Here is a 26,225-nt window from a genome sequence, read left to right as displayed (position 1 = left end):
TATCATGGCTGAAGTTATTTTCAACAAATTGCAAAAAGTGTACTCCAACGGCTTCCAGGCGGTTCATGGTATCGATCTGAAAATTGAAGACGGTGAGTTCATGGTTATCGTCGGCCCATCTGGCTGCGCGAAATCAACCACCCTGCGTATGCTGGCGGGCCTCGAAACCATCAGCGGCGGTGAAGTCCGCATCGGCGACCGTGTCGTCAACAACCTGGCTCCAAAATCTCGCGGAATTGCGATGGTGTTCCAGAACTACGCCTTGTATCCGCACATGACGGTGCGTGAGAACCTGGCGTTCGGTCTGAAGCTGAGCAAATTGCCAAAAGATCAGATTGAAACTCAAGTTAATGACGCTGCAAAAATTCTTGAACTCGATGAGCTGATGGACCGCCTGCCGCGCCAGCTGTCAGGCGGCCAGGCACAACGTGTGGCCGTAGGCCGTGCGATTGTGAAAAAACCCGACGTGTTCTTGTTTGACGAACCGCTGTCTAACCTTGATGCCAAACTGCGTGCGTCGATGCGCATTCGTATCTCTGACCTGCATAAGCAACTCAAGAAGAGCGGCAAACCGGCCACCACCGTTTATGTGACCCACGATCAGACCGAAGCGATGACCATGGGCGACCGCATCTGCGTGATGAAACTCGGTCACATCATGCAGGTGGACACGCCAGATAACCTCTATCACTACCCGAAAAATATGTTCGTGGCAGGCTTTATTGGCGCGCCAGAAATGAACATTCGTCCGAGTAAGCTGATTGAAAAAGATGGCCGTCTGCAAATCAGCGTCGGTCATGACACGCTTGCCCTGAATGAGCGTCAGCAGAAGCGTTGTGCTGAATACAAAGGTCAGGACATCTTCTTCGGCATCCGTCCTGAATTTATTTCTCTCTCAGATGAACCGTTCGCTGACAGCCACTCCAGCGGTGAAATGGTACGTGTGGAGAACATGGGCCATGAGTTCTTCATCTACCTGAAAGTAGCTGATTTCGAAATGACCTGCCGCATCCCTTCCGATGAAGCTAAGCCGATGATTGAAAAGGGTCTTCACCGCAAGGTGTATTTCAAATTTGACATGGAAAAATGTCATATTTTCGACGCAAAAACAGAACAGAACATCTCTCTCTGACAGGAGTCTATGATAATGAAAAAAGTGCTGTTAAGTACCCTGATTGCCTCCACACTCGGCATGGCTGCTGGCTCGGCGTTTGCGGCAGATCAAGTTGATTTACGTATGTCCTGGTGGGGCGGTAACGGACGCCATCAGGTGACTCTGAAGGCAGTTGAAGAGTTCCAGAAACAACATCCAAACATTAAGGTGAAGTCTGAATACACTGGTTGGGACGGCCATCTGTCCCGTCTGACCACCCAGATTGCTGGCGGTACTGAACCAGACGTGATGCAAACAAACTGGAACTGGCTGCCTATTTTCTCTAAAACCGGCACCGGCTTCTACGATCTGAATACCGTGAAAGATGAGCTGAATTTAGCGCAGTTTGATCCTAAAGAGCTGCAATCGACGACCGTCGATGGAAAGCTGAACGGTATTCCGATTTCCGTCACCGCGCGAGTGTTCTATTTCAACGACGAAACCTGGAAAAAAGCAGGCATCGCTTACCCGAAAACGTGGGATGAGCTGATGGCGGCGGGTAAAACCTTCGAATCCAAACTGGGCAAGCAGTACTTCCCTGTGGTGTTAGAACATCAGGATACGCTGTCTTTACTGCGCTCTTACATGGTGCAGAAATACAATATTCCAGAAATCGACACGACGAAAAAACAGTTTGGTTACAGCAAAGAACAGTGGGTTGAGTTCTTTGGAATGTATAAGAAACTCATCGACAGCCACGTGATGCCTGACACCAAATACTATGCCTCATTTGGTAAGAGCAACATGTATGAGATGAAGCCCTGGATTGAGGGTGAGTGGGCTGGTACTTACATGTGGAACTCCACCATTAAGAAGTATTCCGACAACCTGAAGCCACCAGCGAAACTGGAACTGGGCTCTTACCCAATGCTGCCAGGTGCCACTGACGCCGGTCTGTTCTTCAAACCTGCGCAAATGTTCTCTATCAGTAAAACGACAAAGCATCCGAAAGAAGCCGCTATGCTGATTAACTTCTTGCTCAACGAGAAAGCGGGCGTAGAAGCGCTGGGTCTGGAGCGTGGTGTTCCGTTAAGCAAAGCCGCTGTGACTCAGCTGACTGCTGACGGCGTGATCAAAGATAACGATCCGGCGGTTGCAGGTCTGAAACTGGCGCAATCTCTGCCAAACAAACTGCCTACGTCTCCGTACTTTGACGACCCGCAAATTGTGTCCTTGTTCGGCACCTCTTTGCAGTACATCGATTATGGTCAGAAAACGGTAGAAGAAACGGCTGCTGAGTTTGAGCGCCAGGGTAACCGTATTCTGAAGCGCGCGATGCGTTAATTAATTCTGGTTTCAGGTGTTGTGTATGGCCCCGCATGCGGGGCTTTTTTAGTTCTGAAGAACGTGATTTATATTGGAATTAGCGAAGGTTCCGTTCACCAGAAGTACTCCGTTATATGGAACCACCGAACCGGTGAACGTCATAGGGGAGCCGCCGTCGCTCCCCTATGGACCCCGACTCCCGGCAAATAAATCGCCGCTGCGCGGTAAACACCGTTTTTTACCCAACATTCGCGGTCGTTCGCGATTCGTTCCCGACGATCGCTCTCTTTCGCCGCTCCCGGCGGCTCAACCACGACTGAAGGGCAAAAAACGGCGCGATTTAAGCCGGACCTAAAGTCAACGTCAAAACCTAAGGTCAAATGCCAAACCGCTTTTGACTTTGTTCCCGGTATAAATTGCCCCAGCGTTCCCCATAAGTCAGGGTGGCGTGGTCGGGAACCACGCCAGTGAGCGATCGCCGGGAGCGCGTCGCGAACGACCCTGAACGTTGGGGATAAGCTGGGGTTTACCGCGCAGCGGCAATTTAAAACCGGGCGGCGGGGTCGCCAGGGGAATGCCGTAATTCCCCTGGCACGTTCACCGTTAACAACGGTTAAAGAGATAATCAGCCCTGCGGGTGAACGGAAAACAACAGAGTACGCAGAGATAACCCTGATAAATAGCCAATAAAAAAGCCCCCAGTCCAACCAGGACTGGGGGCCTTCAAACAATACAGCGTAGGCAGAATTAACGCGCTAACCAGCCGCCATCAACAGCAACGGTGTAACCGTTGATGTAATCAGAAGCAGTGGACGCCAGGAACACAATTGGCCCTTTCAGATCTTCTGGCAGACCCCAACGGCCCGCTGGGATACGCTCAAGAATAGCAGCGCTACGCTCTTCATCAGCACGCAATTGCTGGGTGTTGTTAGTTGCCATATAGCCCGGAGCGATAGCATTCACGTTGATACCGTGTTGTGCCCACTCGTTCGCCAGCAGACGGGTCACGCCCATCACTGCGCTTTTAGACGCGGTGTAAGAAGGAACGCGGATGCCACCCTGGTAAGAAAGCATGGAAGCGATGTTAATAATTTTACCGCCTTTGCCTTGAGCAATGAACTGGCGAGCAACAGCCTGAGACATGAAGAATACGCTCTTGATGTTCAGGTTCATGACATCGTCCCAGTCTTTTTCGCTGAAGTTGATCGCATCTTCACGACGAATCAAACCGGCGTTGTTCACCAGGATATCGATTTTGCCGTATTCAGCAACAGCACGTTCCAGCAGCGCTGGAATGCCATCGATCTGACGCAGGTCAGCGGTCAGGCTCAGGAAGCGGCGACCCAGAGCAGTAACACGCTCGATAGTTTCAGCCGGCTCAACGATGTTAATACCAACGATGTCACAACCCGCTTCAGCAAGACCGATAGCCATACCCTGGCCCAGACCTGTATCACAGCCAGTAACAACAGCAACTTTACCTTCCAGGGAGAACGAATCCAAAATCATGTAGGTTTCCTTTTTTATACGGGCCTGCTGTTAGCGCAAGCATTTTGGGGAAAATTTTATTTGCGCTAACTGCGCGTTTCAGAAATCACTTACGGTAAAAATACTGTTCCGTAATCTTTGATGGGTTAATAGTAATCTTGTTGAAACTGCTTTTCAAATATAAATGAAACGTTGTTTCAACTTTGAGAGAATACTTGTCAAATTTGATATTGGGATCACGGTTAGTCTTCGCTCCCCTCCTGCCGACCTCTTTGTATTCCTGATGAATTGTGAGATGAGTTGCGGTTTAGTGAATGCAATCACACACTTTGAAACAATGTTTTGATAAATTGACACCAATTGTTCAAACATGAATTTCAACAGATTACATGGAGGAAGTTATGGCTAAAGGTATGCGGGTTAAACTGGTTTACGAAGTGAGCCAGGACCCAGACACAGGCGTCGAAGTTACCCGCCTAACGCCACCAGAAGTGACGTGTCATCGTAATTACTTCTATCAAAAATGCTTTACCAATGATGGCAGTAAGTTACTGTTTGCCGGGGAATTTGATGGCAACTGGAACTACTATCTGCTGGATATCGCGGCGGGCGAAGCGGTGCAATTAACTGAAGGCACCGGCGACAATACGTTTGGTGGTTTCCTCTCCCCGGATGACAAATCCCTCTATTATGTGAAAAACGAGCGCACGTTACTGGAAGTCAACCTTGAGACGCAGGTTGAACGAGAAGTTTATCGCGTACCGGCGGATTGGGTCGGTTACGGCACCTGGGTTGCTAACAGCGATTGCACCAAGTTAGTCGGTATCGAAATTTCTAAGGACGATTGGGTTCCGTTGAACGACTGGAAAATCTTCCACGACTTCTTCCACAAAGGACCCCACTGCCGTCTGCTGCGAGTTGATCTGCAAACCGGCGAAAGTGCGGTGATCCACCAGGAGAAAAACTGGCTCGGCCATCCAATTTATCGTCCATTCGATGACAATACCGTCGCATTCTGCCATGAAGGTCCACACGATCTGGTTGATGCGCGTATGTGGATGGTCAACGAAGATGGCAGCAACGTACGGAAAGTAAAAGAACATGCGGAAGGTGAAAGCTGCACGCATGAGTTCTGGGTGCCAAACGGTTCATCTTTGATATACGTTTCTTACCTGAAAGGTCAGCAAGGTCGTACCATTTATAGCTACAACCCAGAAACGGGTGTTAACGCAGAAGTGATGCAGATGCCAGCGTGTTCCCATCTGATGAGTAACTTTGATGGCACGTTGTTAGTCGGTGATGGTTCCGGTACGCCAGTGGATGTGAAAGACACCGGCGGTTACACCATCGACAACGACCCGTATTTGTATGCCTTCGATGTGGCGAAAAAAGCGTATTTCCGCGTCGCACGCCACGATACCTCCTGGGCAACATTTGCTAATAGCCGCCAGGTCACACATCCACATCCTTCATTTACACCGGATGATAGCGCAATTCTTTTCAGCTCTGATAAAGACGGTAAGCCCGCGCTGTATATTGCGAAAATGCCCGCTAATCCAGAATTAATCTCAGCCAAATAATAGATGTGCCCTGTGTAGGCCTTTGCCCTCCCTTAATCGGGAGGGCTTTTTTATATTCACTCGTACTACAAAACAATAAAAAAGCCCCCGCGTTTTGCGGAGGCCTTGAGAGAAATTAGAAATTAAAAATTAAAAATTAAAATGAGTATGCCACACCTACACGATAACGCGTCTGGCGTTCATCAGTAGATTTACTCCCCGCAACGTTACCTAATTCTGCATACGGCGCCCAGTTCTTATCGATTTTATAAGCCACCTTCACGTTATATTCATCTGAGTCTTTGTCGTTATTAGAACGAATTTGATGCTCACTCTTCGCATAAACATAGTTCAACTCTGTACGCCAGTCACCGAGAGCAAAACCAGCCCAGAGATCGCCACGATTCACTTTATCGTCTTCATTTTTAGTATTGTCATTCGGATAACGGGTATATTCAAAACGATAACGTGCCGCAACATAAAAACCATTATCGAAGCTATATTGCGCATGTAAGTAAGGCTTCCAGGTGGTTTTGCTGTCGTTACTGTCAATATTTAAACCTGGTGTCAGAGCAATATTCTCTGTCGCTTTCCAGCGCCAGTTAATGGATTCTTCATGGCCGCTGCCAACAATGTCACTAAATGGTTGGTCTTTATCCGTACCGCCAGATTTCCATTTAGCTTCTACACCGAATCCAAGGCCGTTAGCGAAACGGTGAGATACCGCTACACGGTCGCCATTCGAGCCAGCATCAACATATTCGTGACGTAAATCAACAGTAACGGCTTGCGCAGCAATACTCACACCACAGAGAACAACCACGCCCAGAGCTTTCTTCAACATAATCGCATTCCCTTTATTGAAATATTGTTTCATTTTTATGAAACTGAATTTTATTTATAATTAAACAATATTTTAGTGATCAAGATCGTAAATACTTATGTCAAAATACACACTTGGCAATCTTCGTGACGACTATCAACAAAACAAAGATCAAATCCATTTATTTAGCGATCAACATCACAACAAATCGCTCAAAAACATAAATAAAACATTATTTCAATAGTGTTTTATTTAATTTACATAAGCACAATCTTGATTTGACTTTAGTAAGGAAATGAGTGTGAAGCTATTAGAATTGAAATAATACCGCGTGGAATACTGTCTGTTTTCTTATAAAAAAGACAGATAACCACAAAGCATGAGAGGGTAAAATAATGAGTCAGGAAGGATATTAAGTGGAAATAATGTGATCGAATTAAATAAAACCACAGCAGAATGTGACGTATTAAAAATAAAAAGCACCTTTGCGATAAAGGTGCTTTTTTATTTAGGTAAGAAAATTTAATGTAAAATAGCTACTTCAAGATGCAGGTAGGCGGCAATGGAGTGACAAATCTGTCTGGAACAGATTTGAACAGCGCTTGCGCTGGCCCGTAGGGTGAGCCTCATGAATGAGGCTCATCAATCCCAATGAGCTTACTAAAGTAAGTGATTTGGGTGAACGAGAGCAGCCAACACCCCTGCATCTTGAAGGAGCCTGATCAATCGCGCTCTATGGCCAAAGCCACACCCTGCCCACCACCAATACACAATGTTGCCAGTCCCTTTTTGGCATCGCGTTTGATCATCTCATGAACCAGCGAAACCAGGATACGGCAGCCTGACGCACCAATCGGATGTCCAAGCGCCAGGGCACCACCGTTAACGTTGACCTTACGCTCATCCCATTCCAGCATTTTGCCAACAGAAAGCGCTTGTGCCGCAAACGCTTCATTGGCTTCGATAAGATCCAATTCATCAAGCGTCCAGCCTGCACGATCAAGGCAACGCCGTGTTGCCGTCACGGGCGCAATCCCCATATAGGCGGGGTCGACACCGACGCTGGCAAATGCCCGGATGCGCGCCAAAACCGGCAAATTCAACTCTTCCGCTTTACTGGCGCACATCATTAACACGGCGGCTGCGCCATCATTAATCGAAGAGGCATTTCCGGCAGTCACACTGCCCAGGCTATCAAACGTTGGGCGCAACTGCGCCAGGGCTTCCGCGCTGGCATCGGTTTGCGGCTGTTCGTCGGTATCGACAATCACCGATTGACCGGCATTAAGCTCAACCGTCACCGGCACAATTTCATCTTTAAAACGCCCGGCATCAATGGCTGCCCGCGCTTTGTGCTGCGACGCCAACGCATAGGCATCCTGGCTTTCGCGGCTAATTCCGTACTCACGGGCGAGGTTTTCTGCAGTGACGCCCATATGGTAATCATTGAAGGCATCCCACAGCCCGTCATGCACCAGGCTGTCGATAAGCTGGCTATTTCCCAAACCTGCGCCATTGCGGCTGTCAGCCAGCACGTGCGGTGCCCGGCTCATATTCTCCTGGCCCCCGGCAATCACGACATCAGCTTCACCGCATTGAATGGCCTGGGTTGCCAGGTGCAACGCTTTTAGGCCAGAACCACACACATCATTGATGGTGATAGCCGAAACTGACCACGGTAAACCGCTATTGAGCGCGGTTTGTCGAGCGGGATTTTGGCCCGCGCCTGCGGTCAACACCTGGCCGAGGATCACTTCATCAACTTCTTGCTCGCTAACTCCACTGCGTTCGAGCAGCGCTTTCACTACCGCACTGCCTAGTTCCGAGGCACTGCGTGGGGCTAATGCCCCCTGAAAGCAGCCTATGGGCGTACGCGCAGCCCCCACGATGACGACATCTTTCATTGTTATCTCCGCAACGATGGACTGCTTTTCAGGAATAGTGGACGCCAGGACCCGCAGCTTCAGGCAATTTTGCTGCTGTCCGGGAGAGGTTTTCTGCGACGTTCCTTTTCGAGATACATTGCGGCATCCGCTTCGCGCAACGCCAGGTCATGGTCAGTGAGCGCCGGATTCACCGCGATCGCCCCAATACTTGGACCGGCATAATTAATCACAGTGGAATGTAGCTGATACTCGCCAGCCAGCAAGTTTGCGAGGCGAATTTTGAAGGCGTTAGCCGCTTGCTGCGCCAGGTCAAACTCACCCGGTCCGATACCAGCCACCACAAATTCATCGCCGCCGACCCGGGCTAAAACCTCATGCATACGCGAGCCGTCTTTCAATCGCTGCCCAACAGCCAGCAAGAAATCATCGCCAGCGTCATGGCCGTAAACATCATTTATCTGTTTGAAATCATCAAGATCGACAAAGGCCAGCAGCACGTAATGCGCATCCTTCCTCGCCCTGGAGAAAAGTTGAGGGAGCTGCTCAAACACCGCGCGGCGATTGGGCAAACCCGTCAGCTCATCAGTATAACTGGCGGCTGTCAGCGCGATATTTGCCTGCTGTAGCTGCTGCAACAGCCGCTCATTCTGAATCTGCTGAGCAATCAGCTGCGCGAAGAGTTGCAGCACTTGTTCACTGCGCTCGTTCAACACTCGGGTTTCTGAGCTTGCCGCGCAAAGCGTGCCATAAAGGGAGCCGTCAGCCAGCGTCACTGGCGTACTGGCATACGTCGTGATCCCCAATGCTTTCGCAGCCTGGGAATCGCCCCAAATATTGGCGACATCGCTGGTATAGCGCCTTCCTTCGTCGAGAGCACGCTTACAAAGCGTATCGCCCCAGGGCACAGAAAGCCCTTCAGGGATCTGCATTTGACGGGTGTTACGGGCAAAGAGGATATGTTGGAAGCTGCCATCCGGTTCAATACGGGTCAGGTAAGTTGACTCCATATTGGTGACCAGTTCGAGCATTTCAAGCAGCTGTCGGACAAGACCTTCGAGGGTATATTCAGATTCTAACGCCGTGGAAATGCGCTCGATAAGATTGTCGGACATAAAGCAGAATTACCTTTTTAAAATTATGCATAGACGAAAGCGTGGTTCAGGCTCGTTTCTAACATATTTTAAATACAACTTCCCCTACCGGATATGACATTTGAGATGTGGCACATTGCTGCTATCGGGGAGATAAGCAAGCGCTGCAAACGCAATGGCCTACCAACTTAGCAATGGGCTAAAACTCTTATCCTTCACTAATGCACGTAACGCCGGTAACGTACTGCAAAGCTGTACCAGTTCAGGCAAAGGGAAAATATCACTCGCCTGTAGCGTCACATTTTCCAGTTCGCCCCAGAAATGCCATCCTTCGCCCACCTTGCTGGCAGGCACCCATAAATGAAGATGCAACCCCTGCTCGGGTTCATCAGGCAGCCCTAACCATTGGCTAAATCGTGGAAGATCAGGGGTTCCATCATCCACCAGCGCACAACGCTGTACCTGGGCGGCAGGAATATAGAAGTACTGCGCCCCAAGTGTGATGCGCACTGCGGCAAGTTTAAGAGAGTGGGCCATAACCACTGGTTTCCAGATAACACTCAAAAATTAAATTCAAATCCAGCAGGGCGTAATATTCAGACCCTATCGGAACAATTCCTACCACAACTTCCTGCATCGCGGCCGATAAAGGGTCAGCGGCAGGATGAATCAGGCTTTCAGCGACATCCAGCACATCCACTAACTTATCGACCAGGATCCCGCTTTGCATTTTCTGCCCGCGTCCCATCAGGATCGAGCGCTTACCCACGCTATCCGACGCAGGCGCTTCAACCAGTTGATTAATGTTAATCACTGACTCAACGCGCCCCCGATGATTGATCACCCCTTCAAGCGTTGGCGGGCAACCGGGCACCCAGGACACCGGACGATCAGCGAGGATCTCTTTGATTTGTGCGCCATAAAAAGCAAAATTTTTATCCGCGACTTTAAATAACACCAGGCTGCATTGCGGCTCGTCAACATTAGCAATTTCGCGGTTTTCATCCTGATAGTGACTGAGGATTTGCTCTAACTGCTCGCTCATGCGACATCCTTATCGTCAGCCAGGCAATAACGATTGCGGCCTTGCTGTTTGGCACAATACAACGCCTGATCGGCACGCTCGCGAATGGTTTCGATTTCGTCGCCCGGCAGCCAGGACGCAATTCCGGCGCTGAACGTGTTGCTAAAGCGGGTCTGGTTCACCGAGAAGTGGATTTTTTCAAACCCCAGACGTAGCCGTTCCACCACCGCCGCCGCCTGCTCTTTCGTCGTCTTTGGCATAATTATCGCAAACTCTTCCCCGCCGTAACGCCCGACAATATCGGTGCTGCGCAGGCGATGTGAAAATAGCTGTGAAATCCCGAGGATCACCTGGTCGCCAGCCACATGGCCGTAGGTATCATTGATACTTTTGAAGTGATCCAAATCGACCATCACCAGGCTGAAAGGCACGCCGCTATAGTTGGACTCGGTAATCGCGCTTTCCAGATAATGGGTGGTGGTCGAGTGGTTATACAGCCCGGTCAAACTGTCCTGCGACATACGCGCACGCAGGGTGCGCATTCTTTCCGCCCGAATAGAGACCGCGTTAATCAGTTCCTGCGGGCCAGCCTGCTTAATGATGAAATCTTCCGCCCCGGTGCTCATCGCGCCAAACTGGGTCTTTTTATTGGTTTCGCTAGACAGATAGGCGATGGGTAAACCGATGTGTTGCGGGATCTGGCGGATAAGTTTAGTCAGCTCTTCGCCGCTGAATTCCGGCATATGGAAATCCATCAGCACAATGTCGATCGGATGTGTATTGAGCACATTCAGCAGAAGAGGCACTCGCGTCAGAACGTGGACCTCCATGCCCGCCATCCGCAACATTTCTGCGTTGTACTGCGCGACTTCCGGTTCATCATCAATCAACAAAACCTGATACGGTTTTTTCAGCGCAGGCTGGGTTAAACGATGCAGCTCCTGTACCAAATCGGTGGTGGCCGCGGGCTTCACGTAGTAACCATCACACCCGGCTTTGATCGCATTGATACGGGCATGGAAATGGCTGTGGCAGGAAAGATAAAGCACCGGGAAAGGTGTCCCAACTTTATTTTTCAGATCGGACATCGCCAGCGGGCCGCCGTAAGCGTTATCGGGGAAACTGACGTCCATAATCACCACCGACGGAGGCTGCGAAATGACCGCCTTAGTAAAATCAGCCGTGTTGGTGAAGACATAACAAATAAAGCCAAAACAGCGTAACTGCGTCGCCAGCAGTTCAGCCTGTTCGCTTTCATCATCACACAGGTAGACAGGCTTGATCGTACGGTTAATCGCGACCTCTTCCTCACCTGAGGCGGCAATCGGGAATTTAACCAGCGCATCGCCTCCACGACGTGCGCTTTCCGCCTGCTCTTCCGTCAACGCATACAACTGTTTAATGAGCTGTTCAAGCTTCTGGAACAACAGCTGCTCAAGGGCATGATTGACTAACAAATGTTCACCTTCAGCCGCCAGGCTGGAGATTTTGCTAAAGCCAAACGAAGCGCTGGTTCCATGAATACTGTGCAACAGCAGATGCAGTTGCTTGCTGTCGGTTTCAGTGGGTTGGGCAATTAATTTGCCCAACAGTGCTTCCGACTGATTCAGCATCGTGGGAATGCGTTCCAAAAAGCGCTGGCGTAAGCGGGCAATTTTATCCTGAGCAGTATTCATCGTGGTTTGCGTCAATTCTTGTTTCATCATAAGTGAGTCAGCTATTCAGCCGCGTTGGCTTGCAACCGTTCTTCATTCGCGACGATTTGATTAACTAATATTTCATTAACTAATATGTCATTAACTACAGCCACCAATCGCTCAGCCATATTTTCGTCTTTCTGCACCCAACAATCGGGAATAACGGTAATGTCTGTCAACTCGCTGGCGCTGAGTAAAATAAACGGTTTGGACCAGCCGTTAGCCCGCAACATTTCTAATAGATCCAGCCCGGTAATGTCCGGCATATGGAAATCACTGATAACCAAATCGATATCGTTGTCAGAATCTATATTGGCTAATGCAGTCATTGCGCTTTCGGCAATAATCACTTCATAACCACTCATTTCCAGAAACACTGAAGCCAGTTCTGCCGCGAACAAATCATCATCAACTAGTAATACACGCATCTCTTTTCTCACTTATTCCCGTCGCCCTTCAAGACGCAGGGTTGTTGGCTGCTCTCGTTTACCCGAATCACTTACTTCAGTAAGCTCATCGGGATTCACTCGATTGCCGCCTACCTGTGTCTTGAAGTCGCTTGGGTATTTTAAGCCGTTAGCACAAAAGCATTTTTAATGTTTCTATGAGGCTATCCTGCTCAAAATCACCCTTGGCGATATAAGCATCCGCACCGACCTGGATCCCGCGACGGCGATCTTCTTCTTTGGCTCGTGATGTCACGATAATAATAGGAATATGTTGGTAATTTTCTTCGGCTCGCAGCGCTTTGGTGAGCGAGAAACCGTCCATCACCGGCATTTCGACATCCGTCAACACCGCGTCAAACTGCGTCAGACGCGCTTTTTGTAGGCCCGAGTAACCATCTTCGGCAAGCGTCACCTGGTAGCCGTGGGCTTCGAGCACGTTCTTTTCAATTTCACGAGTGTTCATTGAATCGTCGACGATCAGCACATGCCACGCGTTCGGCCTGACTTCTGGTTTCGCCGCGCTGATCCGCGATTGGCCGCGCTTCTGCGCCATCTCCATCAGCACCGGAACTTGCAGAATACTCACCAGTTGGTTATCCGGCGAAAGCACCATGCCGGAGACTAACGCTTGCTGCTGCATATGTTTCGGCAGCGGCTTAATCATCATGTTGCGTTCGTCGAGCAGGTTATCCACCCGCATTGCCATCTTGCCAAACTGGTTCTGAATCACGATAAGCAACAAGCTACTCGCAACGGTCGTCGTCTGGCTGCCAGGCCGGTCAGGGATCCGCAGCAACTCGGCGGCGGAAATCACCGGGATAAATTCGTTATGCAGAATAATGGCCGGGCAGCCCGCAATATCGCGAATGTCATCGCGTGAATATTTCACCACTTCAACGACATACTGCGCGGCGAGGCCAAACAGATGGTTCTGTTGTTCGAATTGCAAAATGCGCATCATCGCCAGCGAAATCGGCAAGCGGATAATAAAGGTGGTGCCCAATCCTGCGCGGCTGTGTACCTGCAAAGTCCCTTGCAGATCCGAAACAATGGTCTTACGCACGATATCCAGCCCAACACCGCGACCGGATAATTCGGTCACAATCTTGCTGGTTGAAAAACCAGGATGGAAAATAAGCTCGTTGCACTCCTGCTCGGACAGCTGATCGGCGACTGCAGCGTCCACCAATCCCCGCGCCACCGCTTTGGCACGAATGCCCGGATAATCCAGACCACGGCCATCATCTTCCACGCGCAGCAATATTCCGCGCCCATCTTGTTGGGTGGACAGCGTTATCGTCCCGCGCGCCGATTTACCTAACGCAAGCCGTTCCGCGACGTCGCCAATGCCATGATCGACTGCGTTACGCAGCAGATGAGTCAGGGGTTCTGACAGACGATCAATTAATTGCCTGTCGATTTCGATTTCCCCTCCCAAAATACGGCAATCCACCTGCTTATTGAGCGAGGCGGCCAGATCGCGAACCTGCATCGAAACTGGCTCAAACAGCATGGAGACCGGCAGCATGCGAATGGTGGTTGCTACGTCATACAGCTCAAACATCTGCAAATGTTGAACCTGAAAATCGTCTTTTAATTTGCGACCCAGCTGCACAATCTGCTGACGGAGCTGCCCGGCATCCATTTTTGCCAGGCGCGGCCCGAGGTTCGCCAGGCTTTGAACCTGCTGCTCCAGGCGGTCATGCGTGGCGACGACTTCACCCAAAATGTTAATCAGGTCATCGAGTTTCTCGAGTTTGACCCGCACCGAACTCGCCTGTTTTAAGCCGATATCCACGGTGTCGAGGTTCAGCGCGCTCACAAGGATTTCCACCGCTGGCGGCGTGCCTTCCCCGGCGCTGCTGTCCATGTCGCCACGGCTGGCGCGAGCCAGTCGCTCGCACAAGGCTTCATCCGCTGGCGGCAGCTGATTGTGACCGTCAGTCGCCAACAGCTGTGCCAGCTGGTCCGAAATATAATCACAAGCCTGGAGAATCAACGTGCCAAGGTTTTGGTCAGGTGCGAGTTTTTTATCGCGCAGCTCGCTTAAAATCTCTTCAAGCTGATGGGTGACGTCGGCGATGCTTTGCAGCTTCAGCATGCGCGCGCCCCCTTTCAGGGTGTGTGCTGCACGAAACATCTCGCCGATTTGTGTGTCCGTACTTTCACCGGACGAGAGCAAAAACGCCCCCTCTTTCACGGTCTGCAAATGGCCATTTGCTTCATCAATAAAGCGCAGCACAAATTTTTTAAGATCAATAGCCATACGTTTCTCTACAGCCCATCCTGATGGGTGAACTGCGCCAACTGATGTTCACAAAGAAAACGAAACGAATTACTCGGAAATGAGAGGGGTAGCCGCAGAGCGCTGGCGTTGCCGGTGCTGTTCATTTCTGCGTTGAGCAATTGCAGTGTGATGCGATAGGTACGCAGTGCCGGGCGATATAGCTCGCTTTGGCGATACATTTCCGCCAGATAGTAATGCGCAGGCCAGTAGCCAGGCTGTTGATAAACAACCTGTTTAAACCAGGCGATCGCCTGCTGCGTGTGGTGCTGCCACATCATCGCCAACCCAAGGAGCATTTTCGCTTCCGCAGACCATTCATCCAGCTCCAGCACGTGTTGTGCGCTTTGCGCGGTTTGCTCGAACTCGCATTTTTCCAGCGCAATCACACCTTTGATAACCAGCGCTTCCTGATGATGGATATCGCAATCCAGCACTTTGGTTATCCACTCTTCAGCTTGCGCAAAGCGTTTTTCAGACACACAGTCGAGCGCCTTGTTAATCCAGCTTCCGCACTGTTGCGTGGAGAGATCCGGAGCGGCGACACAAGATTCCGCGGTGGGTTGTAGACTGGCCGTGGCAACCGGAGCACGTGACGTTTTCGGTTGGCAGAAGTAAAAAAGGCCATGTTCCTGCTTGAGTTTCAGGATGCCAAAGTTATTCGCCAGCGTTTCCGCATTGCCGAAGAACAACGCGCCATCGGGTTCCAGCATATTCAGCAAATTGAAGTGCAGCAGACGCCGCGTGTCGTCATCAAAGTAAATGGAGACATTGCGCAGCAAAATGATGTCGAACTTCGGTTGCAGGTGCTCTTTAACAATGTTTGAGCGGTGGAACGTCACTTTATTGCGGATCACGTCATGCAACTGGAACTGGTTGCCATTGCGCGTGAACCAGGTTTGCTGCAAAAGCGGATCAACACCGCGAAACGAGTAACTGGAATAGTTCGCGGTGCGCGCTTTATCGAGAATCTTTGTGTCGATATCGCAACCGTGAATCTCTACGCGAGCAGCAAACTGCTCGTGGTATCTCTGGTGGAGTTTGATGGCCAGAGAGTAAGCTTCTTCACCGGATGAACAGCCCGCGCTTAAAATGCGTACCGGGCCGTCGCGCCGTTCAAGTATTTTGGGCACCAGCTTGTCACAGACAAAATCCAGCACTTCCGGCTCACGGAAAAAGTAGGTTTCGTTAATCGTCAGCAGGCTGAGGAGCTTGTCGAACTCGGTGGTCGAAACGCAGAGCACTTCATAGTATTTTTCACTACTCTCTTTCCCGCGCTCGCCCATACGCTGCAATAAAGCCGTATTGAGCAACCCTTCCATGCCGTTAAAAAAATGCAGACCAACTCTGTCTTTGATCAGATTTTTGAAGTCCGCAATATTGGGGATCATGGCAATTTGCCCTCGAATTTCCCGTAATGGGCCATCGCCAGCAATGCGCCCGCCAGTTTGTCCAGCGGCAGAATTTTGTGGATGACGTTTTTATCGATGGCAAATTTATTCATGCCGAACACCACAGACGTGGCTTCATCCTGAGCGAACGTTCTGCCACCTTTTTGAAAGATGGCATCGATGCCACGGCATCCGTCGCTGCCCATGCCGGTCATGATGAGTCCTACCGATTTTTCGCCATACACTTCCGCCACCGACTCCAGCAGCAAGTTACAGCTCGGGTGATAGACATCGCTTTCCTGGCGAGGAATGGCAGCTAACCGATGGTGTTTTTTCACGACAAGATGGTGCTCCGGCGGTAGGACATACACGCGGCCTGCCGCCAAAATGTCATTCTCCTGAGCAAGGCACACGTCCAGTTCGGTGATGCGGTCCAGCCACTGCACCATGCTTTTCGCAAAGCCGTCTGCAATATGCTGGGCGATAAGAATCGGACAAGGGAAAACCGCAGGCAGCGCCTGCAGTAATTTGCTCAGTGCCTGCGGCCCGCCCGTTGAGCACGCGATCGCCAGAACGTAGGGCCACGCACGATCGGGGGCTGCGGCATTTTCGTGAACAGGCAAAATCCTTGATGACGCGGTTAACGTGTTTCGCAACCCCTGGATATGGCGAATCACTTTCACACCGACCAAAATTTCAACCTGCCGATGTAAGTCCCTGACAGCATTTGCCGATGCACCCTGATTAGGGACCACTGCGAGTGCGCCATGCGCGATAAACTCCATATCCCACTGTGAATCGGGGAAATAGCGCATCACCAGAATGGGGATAGCACAGGTCGCCATAATCGTTTCAATGGTGTCAACGTGACGACGATCGGGTTCACCCAGAGCCAAAATCAGCAGATCCGGAGCCATCTTTTGGATCAAGCTCACAGCCAATTCGCGATGTAGCGCCAGCCCGACAACTTCAATATTTTTATTGTTCTCAAGTTGCAGGATCAATTCATCCAGCGACGAGTTGCCATGATTGACAATCAGCACACGAATTTTAGGCCTGTTCATCAGGATTATCCGTCAACTTGAATGACTGAGAAGCCTGGTTCAGCTCCTGGGAAAGCTGAGTCATATCCTGGCTGATAGACAGAATGTCATTAATGGATTGCGAGGTATAATTACTGGCAACCACGATTTCTCGAAGCGCCATAACAACTTGATTACTTGCGGTTTTCTGCTGCTGTGTTGACAGAGATATTTGCATCGCAGCCGTAGAGGTTTGCCCTGCATGAGCCACAATATCGTGTAAACGATCGGCACTAATTTTACAGGCCGTCGTGCCGGCTTTGATGCTGTTACTGCCTTTTTCCGCATTGAGAACCAGTCGATTAATGGCGTTCTGAATTTCGCTGATTTTATTCTCAATCTCATACGTCGATTCAGTCACCGAATCGGCCAGACGGCGGATTTCTGCTGCAACCACGGAGAAGCGCTTACCTGATTCACCGGCGCTGGACGCCTCAAGTGCCGCATTGAATGCGATGAGTTTAGTTTGATCCGCAACGCTATTGATAATGACCATGACACGGCTGATTTCTTTAGACTTATTACCGAGCCTCATGATTTCATGCATGCTTTGCTCGTTATCGCTGTCGATATCCGCCATGCGATTGAGTAACTCGGCCATCGACTCAGAACCGTTGTTACAGTCATCAAGCGTGACATTGGCAATATCAACCACCGCACGAGAATGTTCTGCAATCTGCGTTGAAGAAGCGGAAAGCTCTTCCATCGTCGACGTAATTTCAGCAACCGATGATGACGTTTGCACGCTGGTAGAGGCCTGGCCGTCGACCGCTTCGGTAATTTTTAAAGCCGCCTTATGCACATGTTTCGCGTGGGAAACCACATCTCCAACCAGCGAATGCAATGAATATCGCATCTTTTCATTGGCGAGAAGCAGGTCACCAATTTCATCATTATGATCAACGTGAATATCCGCAGTGAGATCGCCCTGAGCAATAGATTGCGAAATTTTAAGCACGTTATTTAGACGGTCTGAAATCAGGAAACGGCTAGCGATCGCAATTAACAGCAGAATAATTGGCATCAATATCACACTGAAAACCAACAACGCATTACGCACAAGAATGCTACTTCTGGCGACATCATCGACATAACACGTGGTACCGATTATCCAGTTGATGCCGTCAATATGCTCAAATACCGTCAGTTTTTTACGCGGTGCCGCTCCATAGGTATTTACCGTATCGTAATAAATGGTTCCCGCTTTACGCGCCAGCATATCGCCAAAATATTTAAAACCATGGGCATCGGTAATATTTTGCACTTGCTGATTAGCCAATGTCGGGTGCGCAATCATCATCCCGGGCATGAATCCGGCATCTAATACAAATGCAAAGCCATCATCGCCAATATGAACAGCCAGCAGTTGTTTAATCACGGGTTGCAAAGCGAGTTTGACATCAAAACCGATCGCGACAGCGCCAACGACCTGACCATATTTATCTGCAATAGGTTCGTAGTGGCTTATAAATTGTTTGCCATACAACACGACGACACCCGAATAAGGTTTATTCTTTATCAGTTCGGCCATCGCGGGGTTGTCATGGCTCAAGACTGTTGATGTCGCCATTCTGCCTTCACTGCCCTGCAAGGACGTGTTGACGCGAACAAACTCCTCGCCCTGGCGTACAAATGTTGAGGTAAAAATGGTGGTTAATTCGCTAAATTTAATATTGGTATGCCCATCACTTAATAACGCTTTTAATTCTTCGGCATCCATCGTGCGTAGCGGTTTGGAACTGACGTTCTGATAATTGTTAATATAAATATTGCTATAACGTTCAGCATCGCCCATCAACCTTTTATATTCGGTGTTGATATCGTTGTGGAAGATGCGCGTATTGGCCGCAATGGATTCCAACGCATTGTTTTGCAACTGCGTGGATAAATAGGAAGAAAGTATAAAAGATGCGCCGATCAACAGTATTGAAATAAAAAATACCAGCACGAGCCCTAGCTTCATGGCGACACCAACATGAAACGTACGCAACCATGCTTTCAGACCACGGTCCGCATTATTTGAATATTCAACTTCGCCATGGCGATTGAATTTAAAAAAGTTACTCATGGGTTTCCATTTTTATGATGATGTAAGAAGTTTCTGTTATTGCTGTCATGCTAGTGAGAGCAAGGGCACAGGCTTACCAATGTGATAACCCTGAAGCCAATCCACGTTCATTCTTTCCAGGCAACGCTGAATATTTTCATTTTCAACATACTCTGCCACCACCTGCATATTTTTCATTTTTGCCACATGGCAAAAAGACTCAACAATGTAGTGGCTGACTTCACTCTCGGTAATTTCACGAATAAACGAACCGTCTATTTTCAAAATATCCGCGCTGACATCACGCAATCGGGCGTGGCTGGAAAAGCCGGTGCCAAAGTCGTCTATCGCCACCCGACAGCCGAGGCTTTTGAGCGCGCGCACCGTGTTCTGCGACTGTTCGGTATCGGATAGCGCGTCAGCTTCGGTTATCTCAAAGATGATCCGATGCGGATCGACGCCAAACTGGGTTAGCAGTAACTGAACGTCGTGAACAAAACTGGCACGACACACCGTGACCGGAGCCAGGTTAATGGAGAAGCAGCGATCCGGGTGCTGCTGCATGGTTTTTAGCGTGTTTCTGATCACCCAAAAATCGATGTCCGGTGCCAGTCCTGCTTCAGTCGCCACTGGCAAAAACCTGTCCGGCGGAATAAAGCGCCCTTCTTCATCCAGCATACGCAGCAGGATCTCGTGATAGCGCTCTTCCCCACGCGTGCTGACAATGGGTTGCGCCATTAACACGAATGCATCGTTATCCAGTGTTTTCTGAAGCACCGTGCGAATGTCCGTTCGCCCCACGATTGTGCTCTCCAGAATGCGGCTGGACTGCGCTTCGAGGTTTTCAGGTTTGCCATTAACCAGCGACAGTCCCGACACAATTCCAAGCTTACCGGTCAGGCTGTAAACGTCATTACAGAACTGCGTTGCCCGGCAATAACCGAGCCCACTGCGAAAACCAAGCTGCTGATTATTATGTGAATAACGAAAAGTATTGGCTGATTTATACAGCAGACTGAGTCTTCCCCAACTCGGCTCGTTGAGTTTAAGCAGCAGACCATAACCCGCGTGGTAATAAATTTTTTCTTCGCCCTTCAGTTGGTTACGCAAAAAATCGGCAAGCTTTTTTTGGTATCTCGCCCGAAAGTGCAAACCGTAACGGCGTGAGAACAGCTCCATTTCTGGTACCTGAATCAGGCAAACCGTAGAGTGTGGCGACGCTTTGATATCCGCCTTTAATGCGCGAAGGTTCGGCATGTTGGTCATCGGGTCGGTTAACCCCATATCCAACAGCTGATCAATACGTAACTTATTGAATCTGGACAATACGCCCATGATGACGATGGTCAGCGTAAAGACAAAAATAGCCGTAGAAACCAGCACCTGGTGCAGCATGTAATCATCGTTCAGGGCGATATAGTTTTCGTTATTCTTGCCCAACACGATAAGCATCACCGTCCAGAATGGGACGGTGAAGATATAGCCGATACGAACCGCGCTCCAGAGCATCAACGGGAAGATAAGAATCAGGCTGTAGAAGGTAAAAAAGACGTTATTTTTTAATGGCATGTTGAGACAGACCATTAAAATAAGCAGCGATGCGGCCCAGGCAAGAAAACGGGTGTAACCGACGTTTTCAGAGAATTGCGCCGCGATAGACTTCAGGCACATCGCTGCATATTTCGGGCTGCAGATAACCCTTAACACGGTATAAAACAAGGGAATCCCCGTGACACAACCGTTCATCACGCCCTGGATTCTGACCAGCGTCTGCGCGTTAAAGACATGTTCAAACACCATCCCCGGATAAAGATGCGTCCGGGTAACCAGAAAAATCACTTCCCTGAAACCGGTATAGAGCAACGCATTACACAAGCACAGCCAGATGATTCTTTGGGTGGTCAGCGTTATGAAACCAAAGCTTGATGGGCTACGCCAACCGGTGCTTTTGGCATAGATGGCGTAGCTAATCAGCGCTGCGGCCAGATAGACGAGCAGTTCCCGGGTGTCGGCGAGTGGGCGGAATAATACAGAGCAAACAATGAGTAGAATCAGGCCGGGGATGGCCCGGTAGCCGAACAGCACCAACACCGCGGAGATGGCGGCTAATTCCAGGTCATAGACCACCAGAACTCGCCCATCGGCAATAATATGGCTGCTGAGCAGCTGCGCTAGTGCGTAAAGCAGGCAAGGGAGAATTAACGGTAAACCCCACCGTTTATTGGTATGCGCTGTACTATCGCTCGCTATAGAGTCCAAGAATTTAACCCGTTTTGTATGCTTCAGTGTGCTATTTATGTGATTTGGAGAGTGTATTTCTTGTTGGATAAAATCTTGCAGGTGACATAATTAAATAAAACAAATACCGTAATAAATTAACATCCACGATAAAAATAAAGTGGACACTCATACTTTTATATCAGCCTGAATACAAACAAATCATTAACAATCATCATTGGTTATTTTTAATATTTTATGGTGACCTGATAACGAGTAAAAACCATAGTCATTGTTTAATCATTTTTAATTGTATGCAGTTTCCACTCAAAAAAGAACAGCCACTTATAGGTAAAAATGGACATTTCCACCGTATGATATTTATATTAAATTCACTCAAAATAAAAACATAACACATTGAAAAACATATAAATATACAAACAAACCAATAACCAGTCATTCTTTTATTTTGATTATTGAAGGACAAAGGCACACCGTACTTAACATGTTTATTTAATGGCAACACTAAAGAGAATCAATCAACACTACAATTAGCGTTTAATATACATACTTTATGATTGACTTGCCCCCCTCTGTTATCTATAGTCCCGCCGCGTGTTTTTACCTTTATTTATTCACTCAGCAATTATGTAACATAACGGTTCATTATTGTTGACGCGACGTCTGACTCTCTTCATAAAAAACTCACATAAAAGCAACAGCCAGACAATATAGAGTATTCCGTTAATTCCATAAGCTTCATTCATAAGTTTTTCTTATTTTTTAGGAAACCGACAATTCGTGGCTAAAAGTTTTTTGTCGCTGAAAAGCGTAAAAGGTTGGCACCATTCTATTGCAGGGAAAATTACCCAGTTTTTGCTGGCAGGTATCCTTATTGCGTTTGGTGCAGGCGCCTGTGCCGGTTGGGGGCTGATTAACAGCTTCTCTTACCAGCAATGGGTCCACCAGGCTGAAGCGAATGCGCAGATAATGACGTACATCGTGCGTAACGTTTATACCAATGTCGCAGTAGGAACCAGTTCAACCGGGCAAATTACGCGGATTGTTTCTGAACACAAATTGGGTGATGCGGATTCCGTCATTCAAACAGGTTATAACCCTGTCGATGTGCTTGCACTGGCTTCGGTACAAACCCGTAACCCGACCTGGCTTTTCCTTTATACGCCTGAAGTCGGCTTCCAGGGCATCAGTAACAGCTCCGAATCCCAGGAAGCGAAGATTACCTTCAAGGGACACCGAGCCACCGATGTCCTGGCGAATTACTACATCGGTTTTGCTTCCATTGATGGAAAAGAGTGCTTTATCAGCGCCGTCCCCATTCTCGCGCCTTCCGGCGAAATCCTGGGCAGTTTGGTCAGCAGCATTGGCAATAAAAGCCAGCTGTATGCGGCTTATGACGCAATGCTGAAGAAAACCCTGGTTATCCTGGCGCTGATTTTACTGGGAACGTTGGCACTGGTGACCTTGTTTATGCGTCGACTTTTCCGCCCCGTCCCACTGCTGATTAACTCTTTGACGCGCATTGCTCATGAGCAGACCGATCACATTACCCCTTATTTAGATCAAGATGACGAAATCGGCAGATTAGCGGCAGCCATTGAAAAGCTCCGTATTGCGATGGTGGAACGTGATTACCTGCAACGCATGCAGGATATGTCGCAAAAAATGGAATACATGGCGCACCATGACTCGCTGACGGGCTTCCCGAACCGCGCTTCCTTTAGTCAGGCGCTGGATAAATGTATCCGTGAAATGAGTCAGAACGGGCAGTTATTCAATCTGCTGCTGATTGACCTTGATAACTTTAAACCGGTGAATGATACCTTCGGCCACTCTGCCGGGGATGAAGTTCTTATCGGCGTTGCACAGCGCCTGTCCCTGCTGTTAGGCCCTATGGATTTTGCCGCACGCCTAGGCGGTGATGAATTTGCCATTTTGCAGTACGTGAAGTCAGACAATTGCCAGGAAGCCGGGGCGCTGTCGCAAAAAATTGTACGAGCATTGAGTATTCCATTTACCTACGGTTCCAACTCTTTCGCCATTAGTTGTAGCGTCGGAATTGTCACCGCTCCGTCTCAGGGGATGAGTGCGACAACGCTGATGATTAACGCCGACCTCGCCTTGTATGCCTCAAAACATAGCGGACGTGGCTGCTACCACTTCTTTGAAGACGGCATGATGATGAAGCACACCAATAGTGTGTTTGTGAATCAGGAAATCATTAACGGTATTGATAACAATGAGTTCGTGCTGCACTACCAGCCGATTATCGATCTGGAAAGTGAAACGGTTTGCGGTTATGAATCGCTGATCCGCTGGAACCATCCGACCAAGGGTCTTATTTATCCTGACTACTTTATCAATATTGCCGAAGAGTCAGGCCTGATTATCCGTCTGGGTGAGTGGATTATCCGAGAGTCCTGTAGAGCCGCCGCGAAGTGGCCAGAGTCAACGAAAGTTGCAGTTAATATTTCTGCTTATCAATTACATAGCCCAGGTTTGATTGATATTATTGTTGATGCTCTGAAGCAAAGCGGTCTGCCCGCAAATCGCCTTGAAATTGAAGTGACAGAATCGGAAAAACTCGATCAGTCCATTGCGCTGCCGGTATTTAAGAGAATTCATAAAATGGGTATTTCCATTGCCATGGATGATCTTGGTACTGGATATGCGGCGCTGGATTACCTGCTTATTTATCCATTTACGCGTATTAAAATTGCCCGCACGCTGATTATGAAACTGGAGCAAGAGAGTGCCAGCCAATATCTGGTGGTGATGCTGATTCAATTTGCCAGGAAATATGGCATGAGCGTGACAGCGGAAGGGGTGGAGACCGAGCAACAACGTTCGATTTTGCGTCGTATTTCTTGCCAGAATGTCCAGGGCTACTATTACAGCCGACCGTTGCCAGAAAAAGATCTCGAGCCGACGTTTGGTAATAAAGTTATCGACGGGGAGGTTTGCGATGCGCTGTAAATCAATCTGTTATCAATTAATCTCACTATTGATGCTGATAGGGTTTAGCACCACAGCGTGCTATGCACACGGCGCGCATAGCAAGAAAACCCTTGAGCGGATCGCTGAAACGAAGACCATTACTCTCGGTTATCAAGATGATGCCTTCCCGTTTTCCTATGTCGAGTCTCAAAAACCGGCGGGCTATTCCATCGATATTTGTAATAAAATCGTCGATGACATTAAAGCTAAACTGAAGATCAAAGATCTTACCGTTCGTTGGATCAAAAGCAGCACGGCCTCACAGTTTGTTTTAATTAAAAATCATGCCACGGACATGATGTGCATCCCTGCTTTTTACTCGGAATTACGTCATCAACAAGCGGAGTTCACCCTTCCCTTCTTTTTCTCAAGTACGCGCTTTATTACACGTAAAAATAACAGCACTAACACCATTAAAGAGTTAGCAGGCCATAGTGTGTTAGTGAAAAGTGGCACCATTTATGTTGAACAACTGCATCAACTGAATAAAACAAACGATCTCAACCTCAATATAGAGCTTGATAATAGTAATAACGCCGCCTTCCACAGCATACAAACGGGCGAGTTACCGGCCCTTATTTCCAGTTACGTGCTGCTTAAAGGAATGATCGCGCTCTCACCCGACCCTGAAGACTTTGAAATATCGAATGAGGTTTTTAGCCAACCGATTCCTGCCGGGTTACTTTTGCCATTGGATGATCCCGAGTTTAAACGCGTCGTCGACGATTCAATGAGTAAGATTCTTACCAGCAAAGACTTTGCCAAACTTTATCAAAAGTGGTTCATGTCGCCGATACCGCCGAAAGCCATTAATCTCAATATACCGATGTCGACTGCACTAAAAGCATTGATCGCAACAACATCAAACCATGCGAACGAAAATGAAAAAATTATTAAATAACAAGCTTAAACATCTGTTCAGCGTGTTGACGTTGTTTCCCCTGGCCTTGTTTTCTCGCCAGCTTTCAGCAGAACAGACTTCTGCGACGTTTGAGCATATTAAATCAACCCATACTCTTAATATCGGCTACCGTCAGCTCGCGCCATTCTCTTTTCGGGATAAAAGCGGCAAGGTCAACGGTTACACTATTTCGCTATGTAATATGATTGCCGATGAACTGCGGCTGTCTCTGGGCTTAAAACAGCTCGAGGTTCATTACATTCCCGTTCTGTTTACTGAGCGAGTTGCCGCACTAAACAGCAGCAGAATAGATTTAGATTGCAGCGTGAATGCCGATACCCCGGAAAGAAAAAAGAGCGTCTCTTTTTCGACAGATTACTTTGCCTCCACTATGCGAATCATTTCGTTGCGCCAAAATAATATCCATACGCTTGAAGATTTAAGAGGCCGTACCGTGGGTGTTCCTCGCGGTTCTAAAGATTTATTGGAACTTAACCGCTTAAATCGTGAAAAACACCTGAGCCTTTCAATTATTACGTCAGATACAACGGAAGATGCTTTCAATATGATGGCGCAAAAGCGCACGGCTGCATTAATTCTGGATGATATATTGGCCTACCCCCTCATCAATCAGAGCGAGGATCCTGAAGCATTCACCATTTTGCATGACGATGTGGGTGAAAAAATGAAGTACGCCATTATGATGAGAAAACAGGATCCGTTATTTGTTGCGTTTGTTGATAAAACCCTGGAGCACATTTTCGAATCTCCACTCCATGCTCAGATGACCAACAAGTGGCTGTCACAGAAAGTCGTCATTAAAAACAAACAGAAAGATTAAACAGTTAG

At 48.7% G+C, this 26,225-nt stretch carries 19 protein-coding genes; 6 read left to right on the top strand and 13 right to left on the bottom strand.

The window, feature by feature from the left end; all coding sequences use genetic code 11:
• Nucleotides 1-4 precede the first annotated feature (4 nt).
• Nucleotides 5-1,132 (top strand): ABC transporter ATP-binding protein, encoded by a 1,128-nt coding sequence (locus tag OH773_RS03895; RefSeq protein WP_270143204.1) that lies wholly within the window; start codon nucleotides 5-7, stop codon nucleotides 1,130-1,132.
• Nucleotides 1,133-1,147: 15 nt separating this feature from the next.
• Nucleotides 1,148-2,437 (top strand): ABC transporter substrate-binding protein, encoded by a 1,290-nt coding sequence (locus OH773_RS03890; protein ID WP_270143202.1) that lies wholly within the window; start codon nucleotides 1,148-1,150, stop codon nucleotides 2,435-2,437.
• 729 nt (nucleotides 2,438-3,166) lie between these two features.
• On the opposite strand, the gene kduD is transcribed toward OH773_RS03890, so the two are convergent.
• On the bottom strand, nucleotides 3,167-3,928 hold the full coding sequence (kduD, locus tag OH773_RS03885) for a 2-dehydro-3-deoxy-D-gluconate 5-dehydrogenase KduD (protein ID WP_270143200.1): 762 nt from the start codon (nucleotides 3,926-3,928) through the stop codon (nucleotides 3,167-3,169).
• A 380-nt stretch (nucleotides 3,929-4,308) separates the two neighbouring features.
• On the opposite strand from kduD, the gene OH773_RS03880 reads away from it, so the two are divergent.
• The gene (locus OH773_RS03880; protein ID WP_270143197.1) at nucleotides 4,309-5,487 is read left to right on the top strand and encodes an oligogalacturonate lyase family protein; all 1,179 of its coding nucleotides are present in this window, start codon (nucleotides 4,309-4,311) and stop codon (nucleotides 5,485-5,487) included.
• A 136-nt stretch (nucleotides 5,488-5,623) separates the two neighbouring features.
• Here OH773_RS03880 and OH773_RS03875 read toward each other — a convergent pair whose 3' ends face one another.
• The 12 genes from OH773_RS03875 to OH773_RS03820 form a co-directional block, all read right to left on the bottom strand.
• A complete protein-coding gene (locus OH773_RS03875) occupies nucleotides 5,624-6,310 on the bottom strand; it encodes an oligogalacturonate-specific porin KdgM family protein (RefSeq protein WP_183270507.1) in 687 nt (228 codons plus the stop codon).
• Between the two features lie 701 nt (nucleotides 6,311-7,011).
• A complete protein-coding gene (locus OH773_RS03870) occupies nucleotides 7,012-8,193 on the bottom strand; it encodes an acetyl-CoA C-acetyltransferase (protein WP_270143194.1) in 1,182 nt (393 codons plus the stop codon).
• 59 nt (nucleotides 8,194-8,252) lie between these two features.
• Nucleotides 8,253-9,287 carry a GGDEF domain-containing protein gene (locus tag OH773_RS03865; RefSeq protein WP_270143192.1) on the bottom strand — a complete coding sequence of 345 codons (1,035 nt, stop codon included), beginning with the start codon at nucleotides 9,285-9,287 and terminating at the stop codon, nucleotides 8,253-8,255.
• 159 nt (nucleotides 9,288-9,446) lie between these two features.
• The gene (locus OH773_RS03860; protein WP_270143190.1) at nucleotides 9,447-9,803 is read right to left on the bottom strand and encodes a hypothetical protein; all 357 of its coding nucleotides are present in this window, start codon (nucleotides 9,801-9,803) and stop codon (nucleotides 9,447-9,449) included.
• Nucleotides 9,787-10,311 (bottom strand): chemotaxis protein CheW, encoded by a 525-nt coding sequence (locus OH773_RS03855; protein WP_270143188.1) that lies wholly within the window; start codon nucleotides 10,309-10,311, stop codon nucleotides 9,787-9,789. The genes OH773_RS03860 and OH773_RS03855 overlap by 17 nt, the downstream gene beginning before the upstream one ends.
• Nucleotides 10,308-11,996: a diguanylate cyclase gene (locus tag OH773_RS03850; protein ID WP_270143186.1), complete on the bottom strand. Its 1,689-nt coding sequence runs from the start codon at nucleotides 11,994-11,996 to the stop codon at nucleotides 10,308-10,310. Before OH773_RS03850 ends, OH773_RS03855 begins: the two co-directional genes overlap by 4 nt.
• Before the next feature lie 11 nt (nucleotides 11,997-12,007).
• Nucleotides 12,008-12,415, bottom strand: coding sequence for a response regulator (locus OH773_RS03845; RefSeq protein ID WP_270143184.1), 408 nt, complete (start codon nucleotides 12,413-12,415; stop codon nucleotides 12,008-12,010).
• A gap of 148 nt (nucleotides 12,416-12,563) precedes the next feature.
• On the bottom strand, nucleotides 12,564-14,702 hold the full coding sequence (locus OH773_RS03840; RefSeq protein ID WP_270143182.1) for a hybrid sensor histidine kinase/response regulator: 2,139 nt from the start codon (nucleotides 14,700-14,702) through the stop codon (nucleotides 12,564-12,566).
• Between the two features lie 8 nt (nucleotides 14,703-14,710).
• Complete coding sequence (locus OH773_RS03835; protein ID WP_270143180.1) at nucleotides 14,711-16,111, bottom strand: CheR family methyltransferase; 1,401 nt, start codon at nucleotides 16,109-16,111, stop codon at nucleotides 14,711-14,713.
• A complete protein-coding gene (locus tag OH773_RS03830; protein WP_270143178.1) occupies nucleotides 16,108-17,175 on the bottom strand; it encodes a chemotaxis protein CheB in 1,068 nt (355 codons plus the stop codon). The genes OH773_RS03835 and OH773_RS03830 overlap by 4 nt, the downstream gene beginning before the upstream one ends.
• A complete protein-coding gene (locus OH773_RS03825) occupies nucleotides 17,162-19,261 on the bottom strand; it encodes a methyl-accepting chemotaxis protein (RefSeq protein WP_270143176.1) in 2,100 nt (699 codons plus the stop codon). The genes OH773_RS03830 and OH773_RS03825 overlap by 14 nt, the downstream gene beginning before the upstream one ends.
• 45 nt (nucleotides 19,262-19,306) lie before the next feature.
• The gene (locus OH773_RS03820) at nucleotides 19,307-21,499 is read right to left on the bottom strand and encodes a sensor domain-containing phosphodiesterase (RefSeq protein ID WP_270143174.1); all 2,193 of its coding nucleotides are present in this window, start codon (nucleotides 21,497-21,499) and stop codon (nucleotides 19,307-19,309) included.
• A 759-nt stretch (nucleotides 21,500-22,258) separates the two neighbouring features.
• On the opposite strand from OH773_RS03820, the gene OH773_RS03815 reads away from it, so the two are divergent.
• The 3 genes from OH773_RS03815 to OH773_RS03805 are packed head-to-tail and all read left to right on the top strand — an operon-like array spanning nucleotide 22,259 to nucleotide 26,217.
• Nucleotides 22,259-24,454: a putative bifunctional diguanylate cyclase/phosphodiesterase gene (locus OH773_RS03815; protein WP_270143172.1), complete on the top strand. Its 2,196-nt coding sequence runs from the start codon at nucleotides 22,259-22,261 to the stop codon at nucleotides 24,452-24,454.
• A complete protein-coding gene (locus OH773_RS03810) occupies nucleotides 24,444-25,376 on the top strand; it encodes an amino acid ABC transporter substrate-binding protein (RefSeq protein ID WP_270143170.1) in 933 nt (310 codons plus the stop codon). Before OH773_RS03815 ends, OH773_RS03810 begins: the two co-directional genes overlap by 11 nt.
• Nucleotides 25,357-26,217 carry an amino acid ABC transporter substrate-binding protein gene (locus OH773_RS03805; RefSeq protein WP_270143168.1) on the top strand — a complete coding sequence of 287 codons (861 nt, stop codon included), beginning with the start codon at nucleotides 25,357-25,359 and terminating at the stop codon, nucleotides 26,215-26,217. The genes OH773_RS03810 and OH773_RS03805 overlap by 20 nt, the downstream gene beginning before the upstream one ends.
• Nucleotides 26,218-26,225 lie beyond the last annotated feature (8 nt).

This window comes from Buttiauxella sp. WJP83 (assembly GCF_027594725.1).
In the GTDB taxonomy this organism is placed as follows: domain Bacteria; phylum Pseudomonadota; class Gammaproteobacteria; order Enterobacterales; family Enterobacteriaceae; genus Buttiauxella; species Buttiauxella selenatireducens.
The sequence above is the reverse complement of the archived record's forward strand: the minus strand, read 5'-3'. Positions and strand labels throughout refer to the sequence as shown.